The sequence below is a fragment of the Ochrobactrum sp. BTU2 genome (assembly GCF_024539785.1).
GTDB classification, from domain to species: domain Bacteria; phylum Pseudomonadota; class Alphaproteobacteria; order Rhizobiales; family Rhizobiaceae; genus Brucella; species Brucella anthropi.
The window spans coordinates 1-21890 of record NZ_JAHWRG010000014.1 but is presented as its reverse complement, the minus strand read 5'-3'; the positions used below and the strand labels follow the sequence as shown (position 1 = coordinate 21890).

The following is a 21890-nucleotide window of genomic DNA, read 5'->3' as shown; positions in this document are numbered from 1 at the left end:
GAATCCTACGCTAAGACTTTGGCCAGCGATATTCTCCGGTGAGATTGATGTGCTCCCATCCGAGAGGTGAGACGTGAGCCAGAACATCGGGCGATATCAGTTTTCCATCGCGTTTCTGGTTAGCGACGACTTCACCCAGCTTCATGGTGTTCCAGAAGATGATAATTGCCGCGAGCAGGTTCATGCCAGCGATTCGGTAGTGCTGGCCTTCGGCGGAACGATCGCGGATTTCGCCCCGGCGATGGAAGCTGATGGCCCGCTTCAGCGCGTGATGTGCCTCGCCCTTGTTGAGCCCTATCTGGGCGCGGCGTTGCAGATCGGCATCCAGAATCCAGTCGATCATGAACAGGGTGCGTTCGATGCGGCCGACCTCGCGCAAGGCCGTGGCCAGTTCGTTCTGCCGCGGATAGGAAGCGAGCTTACGCAAGATTTGGCTGGGCGCGATGCTTCCAGCGGCAATCGTAGCGGCGATGCGCAAGATATCAGGCCAATTCCGCTCGATTATGGCCTGATTGATCTTTCCGCCAATCAAGGTCTTCAAATGCGTCGGCGCGGACGAAGGATTGAATGCATATAGCCGCTTGGACGGAAGATCGCGAATCCGCGGGGCGAAGCGGTAGCCGAGAATGGCACATGCGGCAAATACGTGATCGGTAAAGCCACCCGTGTCGGTGAAATGCTCGCGGATATTGCGACCGGCATCGTTCATAAGCAGACCATCGAGGATGTATGGAGCTTCGCTCGCCGTTGCAGGAATCACCTGGGTTGCGAACGGCGCATACTGATCCGAGACATGACTGTAGGCTTTCAGGCCCGGGGTATTGCCATATTTAGCGTTGACCATATTCATGGCCTCACCTTGCTCTGTGGTGACAAAGAACTGACCATCGCTCGAAGCCGACGTACCCATGCCCCAAAACCGGGCCATGGGTAACGCCGCTTGCGCTTCGACAACCTTGGCCAGCGCCCGGTCGTAGGCTTCGCCTTCGACATACCATCGCCCTATGCGGATCAACTCCCAGAAAGTGTGGGTGTTCGTCGCGTCGGCCATCTTGCGCAGGCCGAGATTGACCCCCTCCGCAAGGATGACGTTCATCAGCCCGATCCGGTCAGCGCAAGGCGCTCCGGTGCGCAGATGCGTGAACGCTTCCGTGAAGCCAGTCGCTGCATCCGCTTCCAACAAGAGATCGGTGATGCGCGTGGGCGGGATCTGCTTGTAGAGATCAAGCACTAGATCTTCGGCGCCTGTCGGCGCGGCGGCTTCGAGCTTCTCAATAGGGGTCAGAACAAGAGCTGCTCGAAATCGTACGCTAAGACCGAACGGAGCGGGAACGTCATGCAGCGCGGAGGATTCTTCCAGGAAGTCGCAATGGCCTGAAGCCTTCGGGCATCTGCTGCTCGGTGTCCCAGGAATAGATGCCGGTGAGATTTATGTGCTCCCAGCTGAGTGGCGAGACATGCTTGAGCAATATGTCGGGGATAGTTCGACCACTTTGACGCAGATGGGCTACGGCACGGCTGAGATAAACGGTATTCCAGTGGACGATGGCGCTGACGACAAGGTTGAGGCCCGAGGCACGGAATGCCTGACTTTCGAACGATCGGTCGCGGATTTCGCCGCGCTCATGGAAGAAAACGGCCCGCTTGAGCTTGTGGGCGGATTCTCCTTTGTTAAGACCGGCTTGACATCGCCGGCGAAGTGCCGGGTTGGAATACCATTCGATCATAAACAGGGATCGCTCGATGCGCCCGAGCTCACGCAGGGCTTTCGCCAACTGGCTCGGTTTCGAGGATGCCGCCAGCTTTTTGAGGATCATTGAGGGCGCAACAGAGCGTGTCGTGATTGATGCCGCCAGATGGAGAAGGTCATCCCAGTGTTCCAGAATGAGGGCGGTATTGATCGGCGCGCCGATATGGTTGGCCAGTGCTGGATATGAGTCGGCCTTTTCGAAAGTATGGAACTTCCGGTCCTTGAGATTGCGCAGCCGAGGCGCAAAACGCTTTCCGATCAGAGTGAAGAGGGCAAATACATGATCGCTCGCACCTCCGGTATCGGTAAAGTGCTCCTCGATCTCCAGGATGGTGTCGTGGTCGAACAGGCCGTCGAGAACATAGGCTGCCTCGCTCTCGGTCGGGCTGATCGGCAGAATGCTGAAATAGCCGTACTGATCGGAAAGGTGGCTGTAAAATTTCGAGCCTGGCTCGCTGCCATAATGCAGGTTGATATCACCGCGTTTGGCGGCACGATCACTGGCCCGGAAGAACTGACCATCAGATGATGCGGTCGTCCCTGTTCCCCAGAGCTGGGCGTGGGGATGACGCGCATGGGCGTCGGTCACACATGCCTGCGCTGCGCGATAGGTTTCCGTGCGGGCATGGAACATGCGCATCCATCCGATCTGATGGGCGCTGATCCCCTTGGAGGCTCCGGCCATACGTTTCGGGCCAAGATTGGTGGCGTCCGCGAGCGTGCCGGCGAGCATGGCCGGAATGTTTTGCGGTGAATCGCCCGTTCGAACATGGGTGAACTGGTCGGCAAAGCCGGTCCACTCATGCACGTCTCTTAAGAGATCCGGCACTTCGACAAGCGGATACATTTCGCTGAGTTCGATATTTAGTTCATCGGCTGCAGCGGGCACTTCGCTCGCCAGCGGTGTTACAATCAGGGTTCCGGCATCGAGACGGACGCCTTCAAGTTTGCCGTTGCGGGCGCGATGGGCGAGACGTTTCAGATTGAAGTCCAGCAATTGTTGCATTTCGGTGAGCCAAGCCACCCCGTCGCGCTGCACACCGAGCCCAAGCTGGTCAGTTTCCTTCAGCTTGGTAAAAGTAGGGCGGGGCATGAAATTTTCATTTATCGGCCGGAACGCCCTGCTGCCTTCGACCCAGATGTCGGCCGAACGAAGCCGCTCGCGCAACGCTGCCAGTGTTGCAATCTCATAGAGACGGCGATCGGCCTTTGCCTGCCCGAAGATCAGTTTACGCTCCGGCGCGCCGAGATGAGCGATCGGGACACGTTCGGGAAGCACGCGCCTTCCTTCCGCGTAAAGGGATCTGAGTGTTTCGATCGCTGCCAGCAAAGGATCATACCGACGACTTGAATGGAATGTGAAGGTCAGGAGGAACCGGCCTGCATAATTGCGAACATTGGCATATTGCTCAGCTGCAATAAGCAAGGGTGAGGCGTCATTGTCTTCCACCATCGCCGCAAGCGTCGGCTTTGCCTGCACCAAGCGATGCCAGCCGACGTGGCGGTCGAGCGTTTCAATTGCATCTTCATCATTGTCATTGGCGCACTGAAGAGCCGATATCGTGTCGAGAAACAGCCGTAGTGCCTTAGCCGTCTCCATCCGGGTGTTCACATGGCGCTGCTTCTTGCGGTTATTCGCCTGCGAAAACAGCCTGCCGATCAGCTTGATGAACATGGTGACTGCGGCGTCGGTGAGCTTTTGCCCAAGCTTGATGATCTGCGCGATGATCGTCGCGCGCCGCCGACTGGCGTTGAAGTCGGCGGCAAGCCATGCCGGTGTCACATCGCCCTCCCGGACCATCTGCTCCCAGCGACCGGAGTGGATGCGGGCTTGTAGTCGGGGATCGATATCGAGCGCGCGGATGAAAGCGATCCTGTCGGTCAGCGTGACCAGGTTGGTTGCTCCCGGAGCATCTGGCGCAGATCGCAGCCAATGGAATCGCGTCTGTCGTATCTCGGGATCAACCGTCAAAAGATCATCGAGGGATTGGAGCTTTTCGGCTGAAAGGCCCGATATCAGGGCAGCCTCGGCGCGACGGCGGGCTATTACGCGGCCGGCAAAGCCGATCCGCTCTATTGTGTCAGGTGCGGGAAGTAACACCTTCCGCTCCCGCAGCGTGGTGACAATAGCTTGGGCAATAGAATGGCCCTTGTCCGTTGCGGTCGCCGTTCCGACGGCGGATAGTAAGGCGGCGCGCCGGTCCTGTGCTGTTGCTGTTCGTTTTCCAAAATAGGAAAGCAAATGCGCGATATGCTCGCGGCGAGTTTCCTCCCGCCTGGCATAGGAACGGAAACTCTCCGGATCAGCATCCAATTGTTCGGCTATATAATTGAGCATCGCCCTCGGCGGAATTTCGTGCACCATGAGAGCCCGGCCCGGATGCCGCATCATGCAAAGCTGGACAGCAAAGCCGAGCTGGTTATGTTTTCGCCTGCGGACTTCGATCTCCAGCCGGTCCGATGGAGATAGAGTGTAGTGACGGATCAGACTATCCTCATCGGTCGGTACGCCGAACAGCTCCTGTTGATCCTGAATTTTGAGAAACTTCCGCCGCGCCATTTTTTACTCCATACAAACTTGCGTCGATGGTTCCGGGCATGTCCGGAAACGGTCGTTTGAGTACAGGCCTAAATCACCCTGTCCACAAATTATCTTGACTTATTTGTGGACAGGCATCACCTTTCGGACAACCTATTCGGACGAAATTGAACCTTATGCCACGCACCTTTGCCTATGTCCGTGTCTCCACGACCGGACAGACCACCGAAAACCAGATTCAGGAAATCGAAGCGGCCGGCTTCCACGTCGAGCCACGCCGTATAGTCACCGAGACCATCTCGGGCAGCGTCGCCATTGCGCAGCGCCGGGGTTTCTCGCGACTGATGGATAAACTCGAAGCCGGGGACGTGCTCATCGTCACCAAGCTCGATCGGCTCGGCCGAGATGCGATCGATGTCAGTACGACGGTCAGGAAACTGGAGGAGCTGGGCGTGCGGGTCCATTGTCTGGCCCTCGGCGGCGTCGATCTGGCGAGTTCCGCCGGGAAGATGACGATGAGCGTCATCAATGCCGTCGCTCAGTTCGAGCGTGATCTGCTGATCGAACGCACGCAGTCGGGCCTCAAACGAGCCAAGTCGGAAGGCAAGACCCTCGGCCGTCCCGCTCGGCTCAATGAGAAGCAGAAATTGGATGTTCTCTCGGATTTGGCGGGCGGGATGAGCGTTTCCGCACTCGCCAGAAAATTTGACACCAGCCGCCAGACCATCATGCGTGTCAGGATCGAGGGCGACCGCTCCGTTTAAGCCGTAACTTGAGTAGGCACCCGTTTCCCTTTCGCCTCACCCCGCGCAGCAGGACAGTTTTTTCACATCCCTGTCGAAGGTCTGAGCCGCAAGCTTCAAACCTTCGACAGTCGTCAGATATGGAAAGATCGTCTCCGAGAGATCATCGATCGTCAGGCCGCAGCGGATGGCCAAGGCTGCCGTCTGAATGCTGTCAGCACCCTCTGGTGCAAGGATGTGAGCGCCAAGGAGTTTCCGGGTTGACCCGTCGGCGACCAGCTTGATCAGGCCGCGCGTGTCGCGCGCCGCCAGCGCCCGCGGCACATTGTCGAGGGAAAGGACGGAGGTGCGAACCGAATGTCCGGCAGCCCGCGCCTGCGCTTCGGTCATGCCGACGCTCGCCACCTGCGGATCGGTAAAGACCACGGCGGGCATTGCGGTGTTGTCGTAACTCAGGCTGTTGCCGTTCAATGCGTTCTTGGCGGCGAGCTTTGCGCCATAGGCGGCCATGTAGACGAACTGATCTTTTCCGGTTACATCGCCGGCGGCATAGACGCCCGCCTTCGAGGTGCGCATGCGATCATCAACGATGATGGCCCCGGCCGGTGTCAGGTCTATACCGGTTTCAGCAAGCCCAAGGGCTTCAGTGTTCGAGCGGCGTCCCGTCGCCACAAGAATCCGCTCGGCAGTCAAGATTTCCGGACGTCCGTCCCGCGCGATGGCGAGGGCAACACCACCATCATCGGTCTTGCGGGCGGACTCGTAGGTAATGCCGCTGACGATTTTAATCCCCTCATCGGCCAGATAGGTGGCAAGCGCAGCGCCGATTTCGGGTTCAGCCTCCGGCAGAAGCCGGCTGCGGAACACGAGTGTCACTTCGACACCGGCCCGTGCGAAAGTCTGGGCAAGCTCCACGCCGATGTAGCCGCCGCCAAGCACTATCATCGAGCGTGGCAGCTCGGTCAGGGCGAGCGCTGTCGTGCTGTCGAGCGGCGATACGTCAGCGATCCCCGGAATCCCCGGCAACGCCGGACGCGCACCGGTGGTGATGATAATTCGCTCGGAGCCGATGTGCTGGCCCGCGACCTGGACACCGCCGTCAACGAGGCGGGCCGGACCTTCGTGGTAGACCACATTGTTGTACTCCGGCAGCAGATCAGCGTATTTCGCCTGTCGCAGACCGGCAACCAAAGCGTCTTTCTGGGCGATCTGAGCGGCCCAATCAACCACGCGCGCGCCGCTTTCGATCCCATCAAACCGGGCAGCCGCATCGTTGGCGTGACGTACAGCCTCCGTGGCCCGGATCAGGGCTTTCGAGGGCACGCAGCCGATGTTGACGCATGTACCGCCGATCGTGCCATGCCCGACAAGAGCCACTTGGGCGCCTAGTTCGGCGGCCGTGATCGCGGCGGAGAAACCGGCCGAGCCAGCTCCGACGACCACAAGATCATAACGGCCGTTGCCTTTGTTGGAAGTTGGAACGTCGCAAGCTTCACACATTCAATTCACCTTTGTTGTCTTGTTATTCATCGAGCAGCAATTGGCATCCGCTGATGAGGCGGAACGCCGACGCCGGTAAAGATAAAGTGCGGACGCCCCAATCGCGGCGAGAGCGATCGGGATCAGCACATAGCCGGCCGCTGCGAACCATGCGGAAAAGCCAAAAGAGCCAGCGGCGACCAAAAGAAATGGCGCGGCGCAACAGATGACGGCGAGAAACCCGACTCCGCCAAGGCCGATGAACTTTCCATCTGTCATGCTGAACCTCCTTACTGCGAAACGCCGGACGGATAGCCAGCATTGGTGGTTGCGGTGATCAGCGCGGCGACATTCGTCTGGCTGTCGTCAAAGCGCACCTTCGCGATCGCCGCGCCGGTCGCCTCCGATACATCAACATCGAGCACGCCTGGAACGTTGCTGAGCGCCCGCTTCACAATCGGGCCGCAGAGTTCGCAGGTGGCATTGGCAACATTCAAGGTTACGGTCTGCTCGGCGGCAAAAGCGTGACCACCCGTCAGCAGGGACGCAGTAAGGGCAATGAGGGGCAGGATTTTCATGAGATTCTCCTTGGGATTAAGCATCGAGGACAAGGCGGGCGGCGTAGGGAAAGCCCACGGCGATAATGATCAAGACAGTTGCGACCCAAAGGCCGATCTTGGCGTTCCGATGGGATGATGGACGCGCGCAGTAGGAACCCTCGGCGCATTCAGCCGCCTTCGGCCTGCGATAGACGAGATAGAAACCGTAGCCGAGGCAGGCGAGCGCGATCGTGATAAACACAGGCTGGTAGGGTTCGAACGCGGTCAAATTGCCGATCCACGCGCCGCTGATGCCAGCGAAGAACAAGGCAAAGGGCAGCACGCAACAGGTTGCTGCGCCCAGTGCCGCAACGATGCCGCCGACCGACAGCAATGCTGCCCGATCAAAACCCTTTTCGGCTGGCTCTGTGACTGTATTTGCCAGCGTCCGTGTTTCATCCTGCATCATCGTTCACATGCTCCCGCAATTGATCTATCGTGACCCTAGTGCCTGTAGCGACTACAGGGTCAAGCGAGAAATTTTCACGGATTTGTGCGAGCTATGTGATGACACAGAATGATGAATTTTCGATCGGCGTGCTGTCCGAGCGCAGCGGCGTCAACATAGAGACGATCCGCTATTACGAGAAAATCGGCGTCATGCCGAAGCCCGCCCGCAGCGCAGCGGGTTATCGTATCTACACAACTGAACACGCAAGGCGGCTGCATTTCGTGCGGCGCGGCCGTGAACTCGGCTTCAGCCTGGACGAGTTGCGCGGCCTGCTTCGCCTGGTCGATGGGCATACCTACACCTGCCGGGAGGTCCATGCGCTCACCATCGAACATTTGAAAGATATCCGTCAGAAAATCGCCGATCTGCGGCGTCTGGAGCGGGCCATGTCGAATATGGCGGCGCAATGCACCGGCGATCAGGTTCCAGAATGTCCGGTCATAGATGCCCTTTTTGAAATGCGGTCAATCAAGCGTTCCCGCTCCGTTCAAGCTTAGCGTACGATTTCGAGCAGCTCTTGTTCTGACCCCAGATTGCAGCGAGAATCCCACCACCATCAACTTGAAACCGAACTGCCGGACATCCGGGCTCAGACTTCCCTCGACGATCTGCGCCGTGCCGTTTTGTGCCTCTGCTTTACCCTTGGCAAGTCCATAAGACAGCCAGGCGTGGAGCGGCAGGCAGACGAGCAAATTGAGCCCGGCAAACACCAGGTAGACGTTCTGCCACGACAAGTTGGCGTGCAATGCTGTGGTGAAAGGCCAGAAGATTGTCGAGGCGAAGCCGGCAATCAAGGTCAGGTAGGTGATGCTGCGCTGGGCGGTGTGGGGGCTTGCCTGTACCAGCAGCGCAAAGGCGGCCCCATATTGAACCAGATTGGCGGCGATCTCGATCACGATCAGGGCGGCGACAAAGCCGGTCTTACCCGGCGCATAGGCACAGGCGATCAAGGCTACCGCAGCAATTGCGGAGCCGGTCGTCATCACCCGTCCTGCGCCAAAATGATCAATGGCATGGCCGAGCCAGGGCGCAGTCAAGCCGCCCAAAAGGAGAGCCGCGGAAAGTGCTGCGAAAATCCACTCTGTCGACCAGTTCAGATCTCGCGCCATATCAGGCGCAAGGATGCTGAAGCTGTAATAAAGGGTTCCATAGCCGATGATCTGGGTGAGGCCCAGGGCAAGGATAGTGCCGACGGGCGGGCGCTCGCTCATATCGACTTCAGATCCACGCGCTGTTCAAGCTTTGCGGCCTCTTCCTTCCGTTCGCTGTAACGGTCTGTCAGGTAGTCGGAGGCATCGCGGGTCAGCAGTGTGAATTTGACCAGTTCCTCGCAGACATCGACGACGCGATCATAATAGGCCGAGGGCTTCATGCGGCCATCGGCGTCGAATTCCTGCCATGCCTTGGCGACGGACGACTGGTTCGGAATCGTGATCATCCGCATCCAGCGACCGAGAATGCGCAGTTGATTGACAGCATTGAACGACTGCGAGCCGCCGGAGACCTGCATGACGGCCAAGGTTTTGCCCTGCGTAGGTCGCACGGAACCGGTCGTGAGGGGAATCCAGTCAATCTGCGCCTTCATGATGCCGGTCATCGCACCGTGCCGCTCGGGGCTGACCCAGACATGGCCTTCCGACCAGAGAGAAAGGTCGCGTAATTCTTGAACCTTGGGATTGATGTCTGGCGCTCCATCAGGAAGAGGAAGACCTTCGGGATTGAATATCCGAACCTCGCATCCGAGGTGCGCGAGAAGCCGTGCAGCTTCTTCCGCCAGAAGGCGACTGAACGAAATCTTCCGTAGCGATCCATAAAGGATCAGTATCCGGGGCTTGTGCTGCGAATAAGCCGGGCGAAGCGCATCAAGGTTGGGCTGGCGAATGAGATCATCTGAGGCGGCTGGCAGATCGGCCATTGGGGCTACTCCGTATTGTAGGATTAAGACATTTGCGTTCCGAGGCTGTTAAGGATCTGACACGGCCAGTTCGGAAGGCGCGCAACCGGCGTCAGATTGACCAGAACAACAGTTTTCCATCAGGAAACGGACCAAGCCGTTGAGCGTCTCGAAATTCGCGCTGTAGACGATGGAGCGTGATTCTCGCTGAGCACTAATCAGGCCAGCATGTTCCAGTTCTTTGAGATGAAAGGAAATGTTGGAAGGCGAAACGTTCACAGTTTCCGCAATCGTACCCGCCGCCAATCCGCTCGGGCCGGCGATGACCAGCTTACGAATGACCTGTAGTCGTGTTTGCTGTGAGAGCGCGCCAAATGCATCCAGGACTTGCCGCTCGTTCATAATATCAATCCTCGTTAAATGCTTGGAGGTGCCGAGAGATACAAGGCGTCAGCGCCTGCCCGAGCGCTTCAAGCCACAAGTTAGTTTGAGATTTCTATGAATATTGAAATTATGGAGTATTTTTGGTCACGTCAAGGCATCTTGTTATTGCTATCTCGATCTTTGTTGTCACCCTATTTTAAGCTATCGAAGCTCGATGGTGCATCTAGGCACCTAGTTGCACGCATTCAAGATTCCTTCAAATGGAATATACGCCAGCTTGTGATAGCCCAACAGTTCCATAAGCATGGATACGCCGGACGGAATTTAGGTGTGGAGCGAGATCGGATTGCGTGCCGGCGGTTCGTATTGGTTCAAGATATTGTAATTCTCACACTCGGTAATGTGACTGCATCAGCAGCCACAGGAAAATGCACATCGCTCGCTTTGATTACAGGATTAGAAAAGCGTGAACCAACTCGACTTGGAATAGCGACTCAGCTTTGATGACTTCGGGCAAATCATTGGGGCTGGGAATGTCAAAGATCACAGTAAACTCGCGACACTTAAAATCGATCAGAGCAGGTAAGCTTCAGGCAAAATATAGCGCGGATGGCTCACGAATACTAAGATACTTTATCGACTTTTGGCATGATGGGCTTAGCACGCATAAGGATTTAAGTGCTCCAGAGCTTTATCTGCTCCAAGGAAAAGTGGATGCGCTTATCGCTTCATGGGATAAGAAATACGATTTACACTTGGCTAAGTCACAGGTTCTAGCCGGTAAAGATGCTGCGGACGCAGCCACAATTGATGCGCAGAGCAATCTTGAACGGCTCGGCTCCATTTTAGCGCATACGCTGAAGGTCGATGACCGTGTGGATTGGGGAGCACTTAAGAAAAAGGGCAATTATCCAAGAAAGCGCTTCACAGATCCTGCACCTCGCCAGTCTTTGATTGATCGGCCAGTTGAAAGACAGCCCGTTATCTCAATTTGGGATCGGATTTTCGGACAGGCTAAGAAAAAGATTGCGGCGGTAAACGAAACCAACCGATCAGCGTTAGATTGTTGGCAAGCGCGTGTCGCTGAGAATGATGTTCAACATCAAGTGGCAGTGAAAAATTGGGAAGCAACACAATCAGCCTTTGAAGCCACAGAGACAAAACTAGAAGCAACATTCAAGGCGGAGCAGGCCAGCCACAATGCGAAGGTCGACGCGCTCGCAGCAGGGGTGATTGCTGGTGAACCGGATTCTGTTATCGAGCATGCATCGCTCGTATTAGAGCGCTCAAATTACGCGGATTTATTCGAAAAGTCGTTCCAGATGGAATATCAAGCGGAAGGAAAAGTGCTCCTGCTTGAATATTCACTCCCTTCCCCCGACGAAATGCCGACATTAAAGCAGGTCCGGTTTGTTGCAAGCACCGGTGAGATGAAAGAAACGCACATCTCTGATCGTGAGAAGAAGGCAAACTTTGACCTAGTTTGCTATCAAATTTGCCTGCGCACTATTCACGAATTGTTTGAAGCCGACGAAGCTCACAACATTGAACAGATCCTGTTCAATGGCACTACCAGCTACATTGATCGCAGTAGCGGACAAGACGTTACATCCTGCATCATGTCTGTTCTCGTAGAGCGCGAGAGATTTATGAGCATCGACCTCAATCGCATTGAGCCAAAAGCTTGTTTTAAAAGCCTCAAAGGTGTGTCCGCTGCTTCCCTGTCTTCATTGGCAGCAATACCGCCAGTGATAGAGATGAGCAAAGAGGACCGCAGGTTTGTGGACGGTCGCGCAACGATAGATGCGCTAGACAATGCTACAAACCTTGCGGCGATGGATTGGGGAGATTTTGAGCACTTGGTTCGCGAGTTGTTTGAAAAAGAGTTCGCATCACGCGGCGGAGAAGTTAAGGTTACTCAATCAAGCAGCGACGGCGGCGTGGATGCAGTTGCCTTTGATCCTGACCCAATAACTGGTGGTAAAATAGTTATTCAGGCGAAGCGTTACACCAGAACCGTTGGCGTTTCAGCAGTTCGTGACCTGTTCGGAACCATGCAGCATGAAGGTGCTTCACGAGGTGTGTTGATTACCACGGCTGATTATGGGCCCGATGCGTACAAATTTTCATCCGGCAAACCAATCACCCTGTTCACTGGCTCTAACCTGCTGCACCTTCTCGAAAAACATGGCTATAATGCCAAAATCGATCTTCGAGAAGCACGGGAGACTTTGAGGAGTTAACTGTAAGCGGGTAGGCTACCCCACGTATCTTTCGTCGGTGTGATGGGCGATTTTCTGCATGAATCATGCGGAGAATCCTATGAGCGACACTGTGAATCAGGCCCGGACATTCGAGGTTTTGACGGCGGAACCTGTGCGAAGCCGACGGCGGCCGCGTGACTGGTCGGATGACGAGAAGGCGCGGATTGTGGCTGCGTCGTTGCAGCCCGGGGCCAACGTCTCGGCGGTTGCACGGTCTGAAGGTCTGGATCCCTCGCAGCTTTATGGATGGCGTCGTAAGGCGCTTGCGTCTGGTGTTGTTTCACCAGTAACAGCGGGAACGGCCAGTCCGGCCAGATTTGCACGTGTTGAAACGACGTGTAGCGCTTCGATCGATATTGTTGTCGCCGATATGGTAGTTCGCGTCGGTTCAGCCTTCGATCCGGATCACCTGGTGAAGGTTCTGAGGGCGGCTCGCAAGGCATGATTTCCAGCGGTGTGGTTGTTTATGTGTCCTGTCAGCCCGTCGACTTCCGCAAGGGAGCCGCTTCCCTGATGGCAGTTGTCCGTGATGGCGGTCTCGACCCTTTCAATGGCGCGCTTTATGTCTTCCGGTCAAAACGTGCCGACCGGGTCCGGATTGTGTGGTGGGATGGAAGTGGCGTTTGCCTTTATTCGAAAACGCTTGAGGACCGTGGCTTTTGCTGGCCGGGCCTGTCAGTTGCGAGGATACGTCTGGACCATTCTCAGCTCATGGCTTTGTTGGCCGGAATGGACTGGAAAAAGATCCGCCCGAACAGGACAAGACGCCCTTTGCTGACGGGGTGATAGCGCCTGCGGCAAGATGATTCATGATGCTGTAATGGTTGGGAAAACGGCCGCTTTTATGCTCTACTCAGCCTCATGGATTTACCGCTTCACGATCTGCCGGATGACGTTGACGCACTGAAAGCTATGGTGCTCGCAATGGCACGTGAGCAGGCTGAAAAGGAAGCCCGGTTGAAGGCTGCTGAAGCTGAGATTGCCCGGCTGGAGGCAGTGGAGAAGAGCGCCAACGAACGGATTGCCAACCTGACATCCATCATGAAGGTTTTGCAGCGCACCCAGCACGGCCGGCGCTCTGAACGATTACGCCTTGGTGTTAGCGATGAACAGGTATCGTTTGCTTTCGAGGAAGTGGAAACCGGTCTCTCGGCGATCCAGAGCGAACTTGACGATGCGGCCAGGGGCAAGCCGAAACGGGCATCACGTCCGCGCAAGGGCTTTGCCGCTCATCTCGAACGCATTGAGGAAGTCATCGAACCGGAGATTCCAGCTGGTTGCGAGGGGCTGGAAAAGGTCCTGATCGGCGAGGATCGCTCGGAATGCCTGGACGTCGTGCCCCCGAAGTTCCGGGTTATCGTGACACGTCGCCCCAAATATGCATTCCGGAACCATGATGGTGTGGTGCAGGCGCTCGCGCCTGCACATATTATCGAGAGTGGTCTGCCGACAGAGCGCCTGCTCGCCTATATCGCCGTTTCCAAGTACGCCGATGGCCTTCCACTTTACCGTCAGGAAGCAATCTATTTGCGAGATGGCGTCGAGATCAGCCGGAGTTTGATGGCGCAATGGATGGGGCATCTGGGCTTCGAGCTTCAGATATGCGCTGATTATATCCTGGAACGGGTCAAGGAAGGTGAAAGGGTCTTCGCCGATGAGACGACCTTGCCCACTCTGGCTCCCGGTTCTGGAAAAGCCACCAAGGCATGGCTTTGGGCTTATGCACGTGATGATCGCCCCTATGGTGGGAGCAGTCCACCAATGGTGGCCTATCGTTTTGAAGACAGTCGGGGCGCAGAATGCGTGGCGCGGCATCTTGCCGGGTTCAACGGAATCCTGCAGGTGGACGGATATGGCGCCTATACGAGCATGATCAAGGCGCAAGCCAAGGCTGGGCGCAATGAACAGATACAGCTCGCAGGCTGCTGGGCACATCTGCGCCGCAAATTTTACGATCTGCACGTCAGCGGGATCTCGCAGGCTGCAACGGATACGGTCATCGCTATGACCAAATTGTGGAAGATCGAGGATGAGGTTCGCGGCAAGAATGCCGACATCCGCGCCGCGTTCCGTCAGGAACAGTCCGAAACCATTGTCGCCCGCCTCTTCGACCTGTGGGAAAAGGAACTGGGTAAAGTCTCGGGCAAGTCCAAAACCGCCGAGGCGATCCGCTACGCGTTCACCCGGCGCGAGGCCCTGGAGCGCTTCCTCACCGATGGCCGCGTCGAAATCGATAGCAATATTGTCGAGCGTGCGATCAGACCACAGACAATCACGAGGAAAAACAGCCTGTTTGCCGGAAGCGAAGGCGGTGGACGGACCTGGGCTACACTGGCCACGCTTCTCCAGACATGCAAAATGAACAGCGTCGATCCGCTCGACTGGCTATCCCAAACACTAAGCCGCATTGCTCAAGGCTGGCCTGTAACCGAAATCGAAGCCCTTATGCCTTGGAACTTCAAGTCTAACGCTATCGGCTGACCGCTTACAGTTAACTTCTCGAATACTCTGGGTCTTTTCAGTTGGCGACAGCCTCTTGTTATAATTCAGGGGCTCTTTCGGCCGCTGATGCTTTGTGGCAGATATTCTTGACTAGCAATCTGGAAAGGTAGCCGCATCTATCTACAAAAGGCTGGTCGAGCCTATTCTTGCCTCATACTCTAAATCAGAAACCGCCAACCAATCTGACCTGCTGACGCGTATGGGGTGAACCGCAGTGTAAAACGATTGCTGAAAAAATAGCGCCGAATGATCCGAAAGAAGCCTTCGAGCTGATCTGGCAATTTCTTTCGCTTGAAGATTCGATATTTGAACGATCCCATGACGGCAGCGGTACACTGATTGAATGTTTTCATGCAGTATGTGACGATGCCAGACGTATCGCGATGCTGGCAAATATTTCGACGTAGCCTCTGATAGACAAGGTACTCGCGGCTCTTTAGGATAACGGCTATGGTCAAATCGAAGTGGATATTTATGTTGCACAACAATCGGAGGCATCGAAGACGTTTGCATCCCCAGTACGAACCAGCAAAGCAGGAGGACATCATGGGAAAAGTCGATAAAGTCATCTTCTATGCCAATGAAGTCTCACAACCGGACAGTTAGGGTAAGTTGCTTTCGATTGTCTGATAAAAGTCGGCATCCGCAATTCGCTGTGCTGCGAACAGGTTCCCTTCATGGGTCCAATGGCCATCACACGGGATAAAGTGTCTGGTGGTATCTTCGTCATCGATGTTCGCAAGTAAATCAACGTAATCAATGCCAAGCGACGAGGCTAATTTCTCAAGCCTGCTTCTCAAAGGCGGGACTACCTGCTCAGCTTTAAGACGTTGGACGTCTGCTGGGCGCGGGATCGTGACAACTGTGACTGGTCTTTCACCGGCGAGTTTTTTTAACTCTCGGATCCCCTGCGCCATACGCGCATACTGATCGTCGGTGAAATCGTAATAAGCAGAGCCCGTCACTGCGGTTGGTAAAGGCACCCCAATCTCTTTTTGCTGTTGGGACCAATCGAAATAGGTCCGATAATGATAATATGCGCGTGCGGTCATCAGGAACTCTAAGGGCAAGTTTCGACGAAATATTGCCCAGCGTGTTTTTTCTTTAAATTCCCCATCAGGATAAATTATCTCATAGCCCGTATCAGTCGCCGCAAAATATGGGCGCCAGCGTGCTCCCTTCATCAGTTTTGAAGGTGTCGGCGTGTCGTCTGCGAAATCATTGGCTGGCAAAATCAGCCAGACTATCGCATCGTGGTCAAACTGGCTCGCCAATTCACGATAAAGGACGAACGCTTGCGTTGTGCCAAAGCTACCGGCAGTCCCGAAGTTCAAATGCGGAATTCCCGTCTTTTCTTGAAGAATATTTGTAAGACGTTGATGATCGTCCACACCCCAGCCTTCAGCAAAACTATCACCTAAAACGACAACTCTTGGTACATTGGATTGCTTCTGCCTTTCAGTATCCCGCATACCATACTTGTTGGAGCGGTAAGTGACATCGAAACAGGAAGTCAAATGGCGCACTGTAGCATTGGGATTATGCCAAACACCCCAGTGAGGGTTATTATCGGCCCAGAATGGCTTCGCATAATCGACTGAGTAGCTAGGTAGTGACACGTTTATGTAGCCCGCACGCGCCAGAACAATTAGCGATAACTCCAGTAGTACCGCGAAGATGAGAAGATTTAAGAGAACGACTTTCAGGAATTTACCCGCACGTTTAATCAAGTTCATATGCCTCTTTGAACGACGGGTCGGGACGAATACTTTGCATATCCTTGTATAGGATACAGCGCCCGATAACCAATATATCGAGTTCGGTGCCCATGAAGCAGCGAAACGCGTCTTCAGGTGTACACACTATTGGTTCCCCCCTCACGTTAAACGAGGTGTTCACCAGTATCGGGGTAGCAGTAATTTTCTTGAATGAAGACAACAGGGCGTGGAATAATGGGTTCGTCTCTGGATGCACCGTTTGTAATCGCGCGGAGTAATCAACATGAGTCACAGCGGGTATAACTGATCGAGGAATGTTGAGCTTTTCAATCCCGAATAGCTGTTCCTGATCAGCTGTCAGCTCGAGGCGATGTTCTACAAGAACATTGGCCACAAACAGCATGTATGGACTGGGCCCTGTAAAATCAAAAAACTGGGAAACGTCATCTGCCAGAATGGCTGGTGCGAACGGCCTAAAGCTTTCGCGATATTTTATTTTAAGATTGAGATCCCGTTGTACCTTCGAGGACCTCGGATCCGCGATTATAGATCTAGCACCTAAAGATCGCGGCCCAAACTCCATACGACCTTGAAACCATCCGGCGAATTTTCCTTCCGCGAGAAGATTTGCGGTTGTTTCCACGAGTTCTTGATCCGAGGTAACGACTGTGTAAGACGCTCCAACGCTATCTAGGCGTTCCTCAATCTCCGCTTGCGAAAACTCGGGGCCGAGGTACGCTCCTTTCATTGCATCAGTGCCGCTGGGATGTTTCGGTTGCTGAAATTCGTTGTGCCAGACAGCAAGTGCCGCTCCAAGCGAACCTCCTGCATCTCCAGCTGCGGGTTGGACCCAGATGTTCTTAAATTTACCTCGCCGGAGAATTTTTCCATTGGCTACGCAGTTTAATGCGACACCGCCCGCCAGGCAGAGGTTCTCGGAAGGATAGCGCTCCGCAATATAGTCAGTTATGCGCAACAGAATTTCCTCCGTCACCGACTGTATCGATGCAGCCAGGTCCATATGGTCCTGAGTCAGGTTCTCATGTTCAGGAACGCGGCGTTTTACACCAAGCAACCGTTCAAAGGGTTCATCACGCGTCATCGTGAGCCCTCCGATAAAGTTGAAGTAGTCTGGATTCAGGCGAAACGATCCATCTGGTTTCAGATCGATCACGTTGTCCAGGAGATGGTTATGAAAACGAGGGCTGCCATAAGGCGCCAGCCCCATAACCTTATACTCACCGCTATTGACCTTGAACCCGAGATAATAAGTGACAGCAGAATAAAGCAATCCGATTGAGTGAGGAAAATTGATTTCCTGAACAAGCGTGAGATCTGCCCCCATGCCGACGCCAATCGTAGTTGTCGCCCACTCTCCTACACCGTCTACCGTGAGTACTGTGGCGTCATCGAATGGGGCGGGGTAGTACGCACTGGCTGCGTGGCTATAATGATGTTCCGAGAAGCGAATTCGGTCAAATATGTCAACTTCGAAGTGTTCGCTAAATGCCTTTGCTAAGTTTCGCTTTTGGAAAAGCTTGTCCTTCACCCAAATTGGCATAGCTCGAGCAAATGAACGCAATCCATTCGGAGCGATAGCGGCATAGCTTTCAAGTAGCCTTTCAAAGGTAAGAAATGGCTTATCATAGAAAGCGAGAATATCCACTTCCCGGGGTGTAATGCCTGCCTGCTTCAATACGCTTTCAATCGATCTGACGGGAAAAGCTGGGTCATGTTTGATGCGCGTAAATCGCTCTTCCTGAGCGGCAGCTACAATTTCGCCGTCAATGATTAGCGCTGCTGCACTGTCATGGTAGTATGCCGACACTCCAAGTATAATTCGACCCAATTATTCATCCTTCAATCTGCAAAAGAACCCATGACACGAAGCAATTTTTTGGTGCAAGCTTGCACATAATGGCGTCACGTCAGAAAATTGCATAAATGAATGGTGCCACAGCAGAACCGCTACTGATAACCAGAAGTCCGCCAACAATGACGACCACGAAAGTCATCGGCCAAAGCCAGTACTTTTGGCGCGATACGAGAAATCTGAAGAACTCTCCGAAAAAATACACTTATCCCCCTAGAATTGATCAGTGAACGAAACCGTACGCTGCGAACGGTCGACCCAGTATGATTGAATGGCATGCTGCTTTCTCAGACGCAGCGGGTCTTTTCCCAGCAGGCGCATGGCAATTCCTGTTGGGAAAACGGCAAACAGGAAAATCAAGCCGAGCACTATTGGCGAGACAATTCTGCCCAGAAATATTCCGAGCTTTCGCCAAAGCAGATTTGGCCAGCGCAGAATACGTGGCGTGAACAATGCTGCGAATAAAGAGATCGATGAAATCGCGATAAGAGCGAAATTGTATTCGTCTCGAAATACAGAAAGGTAGGCAAAAACAATCAAAAAAACTATAGCAATCAATATGCCAAAACTTCTCTCGTCTTTATAATGTATTTTCACTTTATTCGACACTGTCGCAAAGCCTCATTCGTTGGAAAGCAAGTTATCTGCTTCGAAAGCTCGCAAGGCGAGGTCGTAGCGGATTCATCACTATTGCTTGGTGGAATATCGGAGAACGTCAAAACAAGACCAGAAAAACAGAACACGGAAACCGCTAAACAGTCTGCGATTAAAGTACGTGGGTTGCCGGGGGATAGGCGCCCGGAGTAGCCACCCGTGAAAGGGTCCGTTGATGGCGTCAATATTGCTATAAAATGATCAACATTCAAGTGGGTGACCGAGGAAAAAATCTTGAAAACTTTTCAAACTTTGGTTGAGTACCCAGCACTTCGATCAACTATCATGTCATTGCAAGCTATAAGTGCGCAGAAGCAGCCCCTATCAACCATCAGCATCGTGAGAGATGCGAACCACAGACTTAGACTGATTAAGTCGGATCAATTAATGCTTGCAATATCACTGATTCTGAATCATTAGTGATTCCGCATCGGACCCGCCACGGCGGGTGGCTTCTCCGGGCGCCTATCCCCCGGCCACAAGTTCACTCCATACAGTCGTTTTGACTGCTTGGAGTCCCCGTTGGTTATTCCCATGGAAATTCTGCTCGCCTGAAATCCGTCTATCGTGCCGGTCTTTTCGCCGCATGATGTTCATCGGTGGTCACGTTCAAACAGTGTATTCGTAACTCGGATATGTTGCGGGTTCGCGCGTGCGTCCATGGAGAACGACGTATTCAGGATATTGAATGTCATCGTTTTTCGATCGCTTTGTTACGCAGCACATCAAGATCGGTCATCTGTCGATCATCTATCCTTCAGGCCGTCGCGCTTCATTTGGTGACGGCACCGGCGATCCCGTCACGCTTCACATCAAGGACATCCGGACACTCTGGTCATTGATGCTGAATCCCGAGCTCGCATTCGGCGAAGCCTTCATGGAAGGCAAGCTTGTCGTCGAGGAGGGGGATATCTACGCCTTTCTCGAAGTCGTGTTCAAGAACTCCAGTGTCTACTCGCTGACCGGCCCGGCGAGATTTCGTCGATGGCTAACCGGGCTGCGCAGGCGTTTCCATCAGCATAATCCGGTCGGGCGCGCAAAAGATAATGTGGCTCACCACTATGACCTAGACGGCTCCCTCTATCGCCTGTTTCTTGATAGCGACAGCCAATATTCCTGCGCGTATTTCGAGAACGCCGGCTGTTCGTTGGAAGAAGCGCAACTCGCCAAGAAGCGACACCTCACAGCGAAACTGTTGATAGAGCCAGGCCAGAAGGTGCTCGATATCGGCTCCGGTTGGGGTGGTCTGGGGCTTTACATGGCGGAAATGACAGAGGCTGACGTTATCGGGGTCACACTTTCGCAAGAGCAATTCGCGATCTCGAACGAACGGGCGCATGGGCGTAATCTTGCCGGGAATGCGCAATTCCATCTGAAGGACTACCGGCACCTGGAAGAGCAGTTCGACCGTATCGTCTCCGTTGGAATGTTCGAGCATGTCGGCGTGGGCCACTATGACGAGTTTTTCACCAAGGTGCGATCCCTGCTGAAGCCTGACGGTGTCATGGTGTTGCATTCGATTGGTGTCAGTGACGGGCCGTCCCACACCAATCCCTGGATCCATAAGTATATTTTTCCGGGCGGATATATCCCGGCGCTTTCAGAAGTGCTGCCCGCGATTGAGCGCCAAGGGCTCATTGTCTGCGACATCGAGATCCTGCGCCTGCACTATGCCGAGACGCTGAAAGCCTGGCGAGATCGCTTCATGGCGCGACGTGGGGAAGCAGTCCGGCTTTATGACGAGCGTTTTGCCCGGATGTGGGAATTCTATCTTGCCTCCTCGGAGACGGCGTTCCGCCACCAAGGCATGATGGTGTTTCAGATCCAGCTCGCCCGAGAGCAAGCCGCTGTGCCGCAGCAACGCGACTACATCCAGGAAGCCGAAAATCGGCTTCGGGAGATGGAGGCGTCATTGATCACGCTTTCGAGCCGTGCCGCGGAATAACCGCACCTCGTATTCATCGCTGCCATCTGGTGGCGGCCAAAACTCACACGCCGTCCGCTTGCGAAAAGCGGAAAGGAGGAGTCCCATTTTGTCGAACGATACTTTAACCCGAATACGAACCGAATGGTTTGGAAACATGCAAGGCGATGCGCTTGCAGGCCTCGTTGTGGCGCTGGCCCTCATTCCCGAAGCCATCGCCTTTTCAATCATCGCTGGCGTCGATCCGAAAGTCGGTCTTTACGCCTCCTTCTCAATCGCCGTGCTGATCGCCTTCGTTGGCGGTCGTCCGGGCATGATCTCTGCCGCGACCGCGGCAACCGCCGTGCTAATGATCACACTAGCGAAGAAACATGGCGTCGAATACCTGTTGGCGGCAACCATCCTCGCCGGCATCATCCAGGTCATGGCCGGTATCTTCAAACTCGGTTATCTGATGCGTTTCGTATCCAGATCGGTCATGACTGGCTTTGTGAACGCGTTGGCAATCCTCATCTTCTTGGCGCAGTTGCCGGAGTTGACCAATGTGCCCACGCTCACTTATGTCCTCGTCGCTGCGGGGCTCGGCATCATTTATCTGTTCCCGTATGTCACAAAGGCTGTTCCTTCGCCTCTCGTCTGCATCATTGTGCTAACAGCGCTGTCAGTCTGGTGGGGCTTTGACGTCAGAACAGTGGGTGACATGGGCGAGCTGCCATCTACGTTGCCAGTATTTCTAATTCCGCAGATTCCGTTCAATCTCGAAACTCTTTTGATAATCCTGCCATATTCTGTGGCTGTGGCAGTCGTGGGATTACTGGAATCGTTGATGACGGCTCAGATTGTCGATGATCTCACCGATACACCGAGTGACAAGAACCGCGAATGCGTGGGCCAGGGCATCGCCAATACGGTCACTGGATTTTTGGGTGGCATGGCCGGTTGTGCGATGATCGGCCAATCCATGATCAATGTTAAGTCCGGCGGTCGCGGACGCCTGTCCAGTTTCTGTGCTGGTATATACCTCTTGTTCATGGTGCTCGTACTTGGCGATCTCGTCAGCCAGATTCCCATGGCAGCGCTTGTCGCCATCATGATCATGGTATCGATTGGCACGTT

Annotated in this window: 20 protein-coding genes, 3 pseudogenes and 2 other annotated features; of the genes and pseudogenes, 10 read left to right on the top strand and 13 right to left on the bottom strand. The window is 54.5% G+C overall.

What is annotated here, in order from left to right; all coding sequences use genetic code 11:
• Positions 1–10: 10 nt before the first annotated feature.
• Positions 11–1276, bottom strand: a pseudogene (locus KWJ32_RS23655) (Tn3 family transposase); the annotation flags it as partial.
• A gap of 58 nt (positions 1277–1334) precedes the next feature.
• Positions 1335–4310 carry a Tn3 family transposase gene (locus KWJ32_RS23650; RefSeq protein ID WP_256886324.1) on the bottom strand — a complete coding sequence of 992 codons (2976 nt, stop codon included), beginning with the start codon at positions 4308–4310 and terminating at the stop codon, positions 1335–1337.
• 155 nt (positions 4311–4465) lie between these two features.
• Here KWJ32_RS23650 and KWJ32_RS23645 point away from each other — a divergent pair, with 155 nt between their 5' ends.
• Positions 4466–5053: a recombinase family protein gene (locus tag KWJ32_RS23645; protein ID WP_003501080.1), complete on the top strand. Its 588-nt coding sequence runs from the start codon at positions 4466–4468 to the stop codon at positions 5051–5053.
• 36 nt (positions 5054–5089) lie between these two features.
• Here the strand turns inward: KWJ32_RS23645 and merA are convergent, their stop codons facing one another.
• Genes merA through KWJ32_RS23625 form a run of 4 tightly spaced genes read right to left on the bottom strand, consistent with a single transcriptional unit; the run spans position 5090 to position 7519 of the window.
• The gene (gene merA / locus KWJ32_RS23640; protein ID WP_003501078.1) at positions 5090–6532 is read right to left on the bottom strand and encodes a mercury(II) reductase; all 1443 of its coding nucleotides are present in this window, start codon (positions 6530–6532) and stop codon (positions 5090–5092) included.
• Positions 6533–6790 carry a hypothetical protein gene (locus KWJ32_RS23635; protein WP_003501076.1) on the bottom strand — a complete coding sequence of 86 codons (258 nt, stop codon included), beginning with the start codon at positions 6788–6790 and terminating at the stop codon, positions 6533–6535. It abuts the gene before it with no gap.
• Positions 6791–6801: 11 nt separating this feature from the next.
• Positions 6802–7089, bottom strand: a complete 288-nt coding sequence (locus KWJ32_RS23630; RefSeq protein WP_010661778.1) for a cation transporter — start codon at positions 7087–7089, stop codon at positions 6802–6804.
• Between the two features lie 16 nt (positions 7090–7105).
• Positions 7106–7519, bottom strand: a complete 414-nt coding sequence (locus KWJ32_RS23625; RefSeq protein ID WP_003501072.1) for a mercuric transporter MerT family protein — start codon at positions 7517–7519, stop codon at positions 7106–7108.
• 98 nt (positions 7520–7617) lie between these two features.
• On the opposite strand from KWJ32_RS23625, the gene KWJ32_RS23620 reads away from it, so the two are divergent.
• Positions 7618–8058, top strand: coding sequence for a helix-turn-helix domain-containing protein (locus KWJ32_RS23620; RefSeq protein WP_023517540.1), 441 nt, complete (start codon positions 7618–7620; stop codon positions 8056–8058).
• A 21-nt stretch (positions 8059–8079) separates the two neighbouring features.
• Here KWJ32_RS23620 and KWJ32_RS23615 read toward each other — a convergent pair.
• From KWJ32_RS23615 to KWJ32_RS23605, 3 genes and pseudogenes are all read right to left on the bottom strand, one after another.
• A pseudogene (locus KWJ32_RS23615) lies at positions 8080–8772 on the bottom strand (MFS transporter); the annotation flags it as partial.
• Complete coding sequence (arsH, locus tag KWJ32_RS23610) at positions 8769–9476, bottom strand: arsenical resistance protein ArsH (RefSeq protein ID WP_125302882.1); 708 nt, start codon at positions 9474–9476, stop codon at positions 8769–8771. The pseudogene KWJ32_RS23615 and the gene arsH, both read right to left, overlap by 4 nt.
• Before the next feature lie 48 nt (positions 9477–9524).
• Positions 9525–9857, bottom strand: a complete 333-nt coding sequence (locus KWJ32_RS23605) for a metalloregulator ArsR/SmtB family transcription factor (RefSeq protein ID WP_094574624.1) — start codon at positions 9855–9857, stop codon at positions 9525–9527.
• Between the two features lie 96 nt (positions 9858–9953).
• On the opposite strand from KWJ32_RS23605, the gene KWJ32_RS23600 reads away from it, so the two are divergent.
• From KWJ32_RS23600 to KWJ32_RS23575, 6 genes and pseudogenes are all read left to right on the top strand, one after another.
• Positions 9954–10343 carry a hypothetical protein gene (locus tag KWJ32_RS23600; protein ID WP_256886323.1) on the top strand — a complete coding sequence of 130 codons (390 nt, stop codon included), beginning with the start codon at positions 9954–9956 and terminating at the stop codon, positions 10341–10343.
• Positions 10344–10372: 29 nt separating this feature from the next.
• Complete coding sequence (locus tag KWJ32_RS23595) at positions 10373–12082, top strand: restriction endonuclease (protein WP_256886322.1); 1710 nt, start codon at positions 10373–10375, stop codon at positions 12080–12082.
• A gap of 79 nt (positions 12083–12161) precedes the next feature.
• Entirely contained in the window at positions 12162–12548 is a 387-nt protein-coding gene (locus tag KWJ32_RS23590; protein WP_105541262.1) for a transposase, read from the top strand.
• Entirely contained in the window at positions 12545–12889 is a 345-nt protein-coding gene (gene tnpB, locus KWJ32_RS23585) for an IS66 family insertion sequence element accessory protein TnpB (protein WP_100649048.1), read from the top strand. The genes KWJ32_RS23590 and tnpB overlap by 4 nt, the downstream gene beginning before the upstream one ends.
• Positions 12890–12964: 75 nt before the next feature.
• Positions 12965–14584 carry an IS66 family transposase gene (locus KWJ32_RS23580; protein ID WP_256886320.1) on the top strand — a complete coding sequence of 540 codons (1620 nt, stop codon included), beginning with the start codon at positions 12965–12967 and terminating at the stop codon, positions 14582–14584.
• Between the two features lie 227 nt (positions 14585–14811).
• A pseudogene (locus tag KWJ32_RS23575) lies at positions 14812–15009 on the top strand (DUF6880 family protein); the annotation flags it as partial.
• Positions 15010–15207: 198 nt separating this feature from the next.
• Here KWJ32_RS23575 and KWJ32_RS23570 read toward each other — a convergent pair.
• The 4 genes from KWJ32_RS23570 to KWJ32_RS23555 form a co-directional block, all read right to left on the bottom strand.
• The gene (locus KWJ32_RS23570) at positions 15208–16341 is read right to left on the bottom strand and encodes a GDSL-type esterase/lipase family protein (RefSeq protein ID WP_125303319.1); all 1134 of its coding nucleotides are present in this window, start codon (positions 16339–16341) and stop codon (positions 15208–15210) included.
• Complete coding sequence (locus KWJ32_RS23565; RefSeq protein WP_125303316.1) at positions 16328–18172, bottom strand: carbamoyltransferase; 1845 nt, start codon at positions 18170–18172, stop codon at positions 16328–16330. The genes KWJ32_RS23570 and KWJ32_RS23565 overlap by 14 nt, the downstream gene beginning before the upstream one ends.
• 79 nt (positions 18173–18251) lie before the next feature.
• Positions 18252–18401: a DUF5989 family protein gene (locus tag KWJ32_RS23560; RefSeq protein WP_255414850.1), complete on the bottom strand. Its 150-nt coding sequence runs from the start codon at positions 18399–18401 to the stop codon at positions 18252–18254.
• Between the two features lie 8 nt (positions 18402–18409).
• On the bottom strand, positions 18410–18805 hold the full coding sequence (locus KWJ32_RS23555; RefSeq protein ID WP_125303313.1) for an SxtJ family membrane protein: 396 nt from the start codon (positions 18803–18805) through the stop codon (positions 18410–18412).
• 168 nt (positions 18806–18973) lie between these two features.
• Positions 18974–19024 (bottom strand) — a sequence feature (sul1 is cis-regulatory element that is thought to sense ions involved in sulfur or methionine metabolism; They are found in Alphaproteobacteria).
• 255 nt (positions 19025–19279) lie between these two features.
• Positions 19280–19332: a sequence feature (sul1 is cis-regulatory element that is thought to sense ions involved in sulfur or methionine metabolism; They are found in Alphaproteobacteria), on the top strand.
• Positions 19333–19538: 206 nt separating this feature from the next.
• On the opposite strand from KWJ32_RS23555, the gene KWJ32_RS23550 reads away from it, so the two are divergent.
• Both KWJ32_RS23550 and KWJ32_RS23545 read left to right on the top strand, forming a co-directional pair.
• Positions 19539–20795 (top strand): cyclopropane-fatty-acyl-phospholipid synthase family protein, encoded by a 1257-nt coding sequence (locus KWJ32_RS23550; RefSeq protein ID WP_125303310.1) that lies wholly within the window; start codon positions 19539–19541, stop codon positions 20793–20795.
• A 136-nt stretch (positions 20796–20931) separates the two neighbouring features.
• Positions 20932–21890: SulP family inorganic anion transporter (locus KWJ32_RS23545; RefSeq protein ID WP_256886319.1), on the top strand; the 959-nt coding region annotated here is incomplete at its 3' end.

Excerpts from the sequence above, each read along its gene's own strand:
- KWJ32_RS23650 (WP_256886324.1), bottom strand. The coding sequence starts at position 4,310 with ATGGCGCGGCGGAAGTTTCTCAAAATTCAGGATCAACAGGAGCTGTTC.
- KWJ32_RS23645 (WP_003501080.1), top strand. The coding sequence starts at position 4,466 with ATGCCACGCACCTTTGCCTATGTCCGTGTCTCCACGACCGGACAGACC.
- merA (WP_003501078.1), bottom strand. The coding sequence starts at position 6,532 with ATGTGTGAAGCTTGCGACGTTCCAACTTCCAACAAAGGCAACGGCCGT.
- KWJ32_RS23635 (WP_003501076.1), bottom strand. The coding sequence starts at position 6,790 with ATGACAGATGGAAAGTTCATCGGCCTTGGCGGAGTCGGGTTTCTCGCC.
- KWJ32_RS23630 (WP_010661778.1), bottom strand. The coding sequence starts at position 7,089 with ATGAAAATCCTGCCCCTCATTGCCCTTACTGCGTCCCTGCTGACGGGT.
- KWJ32_RS23625 (WP_003501072.1), bottom strand. The coding sequence starts at position 7,519 with ATGATGCAGGATGAAACACGGACGCTGGCAAATACAGTCACAGAGCCA.
- KWJ32_RS23620 (WP_023517540.1), top strand. The coding sequence starts at position 7,618 with ATGACACAGAATGATGAATTTTCGATCGGCGTGCTGTCCGAGCGCAGC.
- arsH (WP_125302882.1), bottom strand. The coding sequence starts at position 9,476 with ATGGCCGATCTGCCAGCCGCCTCAGATGATCTCATTCGCCAGCCCAAC.
- KWJ32_RS23605 (WP_094574624.1), bottom strand. The coding sequence starts at position 9,857 with ATGAACGAGCGGCAAGTCCTGGATGCATTTGGCGCGCTCTCACAGCAA.
- KWJ32_RS23600 (WP_256886323.1), top strand. The coding sequence starts at position 9,954 with ATGAATATTGAAATTATGGAGTATTTTTGGTCACGTCAAGGCATCTTG.
- KWJ32_RS23595 (WP_256886322.1), top strand. The coding sequence starts at position 10,373 with ATGTCAAAGATCACAGTAAACTCGCGACACTTAAAATCGATCAGAGCA.
- KWJ32_RS23590 (WP_105541262.1), top strand. The coding sequence starts at position 12,162 with ATGAGCGACACTGTGAATCAGGCCCGGACATTCGAGGTTTTGACGGCG.
- tnpB (WP_100649048.1), top strand. The coding sequence starts at position 12,545 with ATGATTTCCAGCGGTGTGGTTGTTTATGTGTCCTGTCAGCCCGTCGAC.
- KWJ32_RS23580 (WP_256886320.1), top strand. The coding sequence starts at position 12,965 with ATGGATTTACCGCTTCACGATCTGCCGGATGACGTTGACGCACTGAAA.
- KWJ32_RS23570 (WP_125303319.1), bottom strand. The coding sequence starts at position 16,341 with ATGAACTTGATTAAACGTGCGGGTAAATTCCTGAAAGTCGTTCTCTTA.
- KWJ32_RS23550 (WP_125303310.1), top strand. The coding sequence starts at position 19,539 with ATGTCATCGTTTTTCGATCGCTTTGTTACGCAGCACATCAAGATCGGT.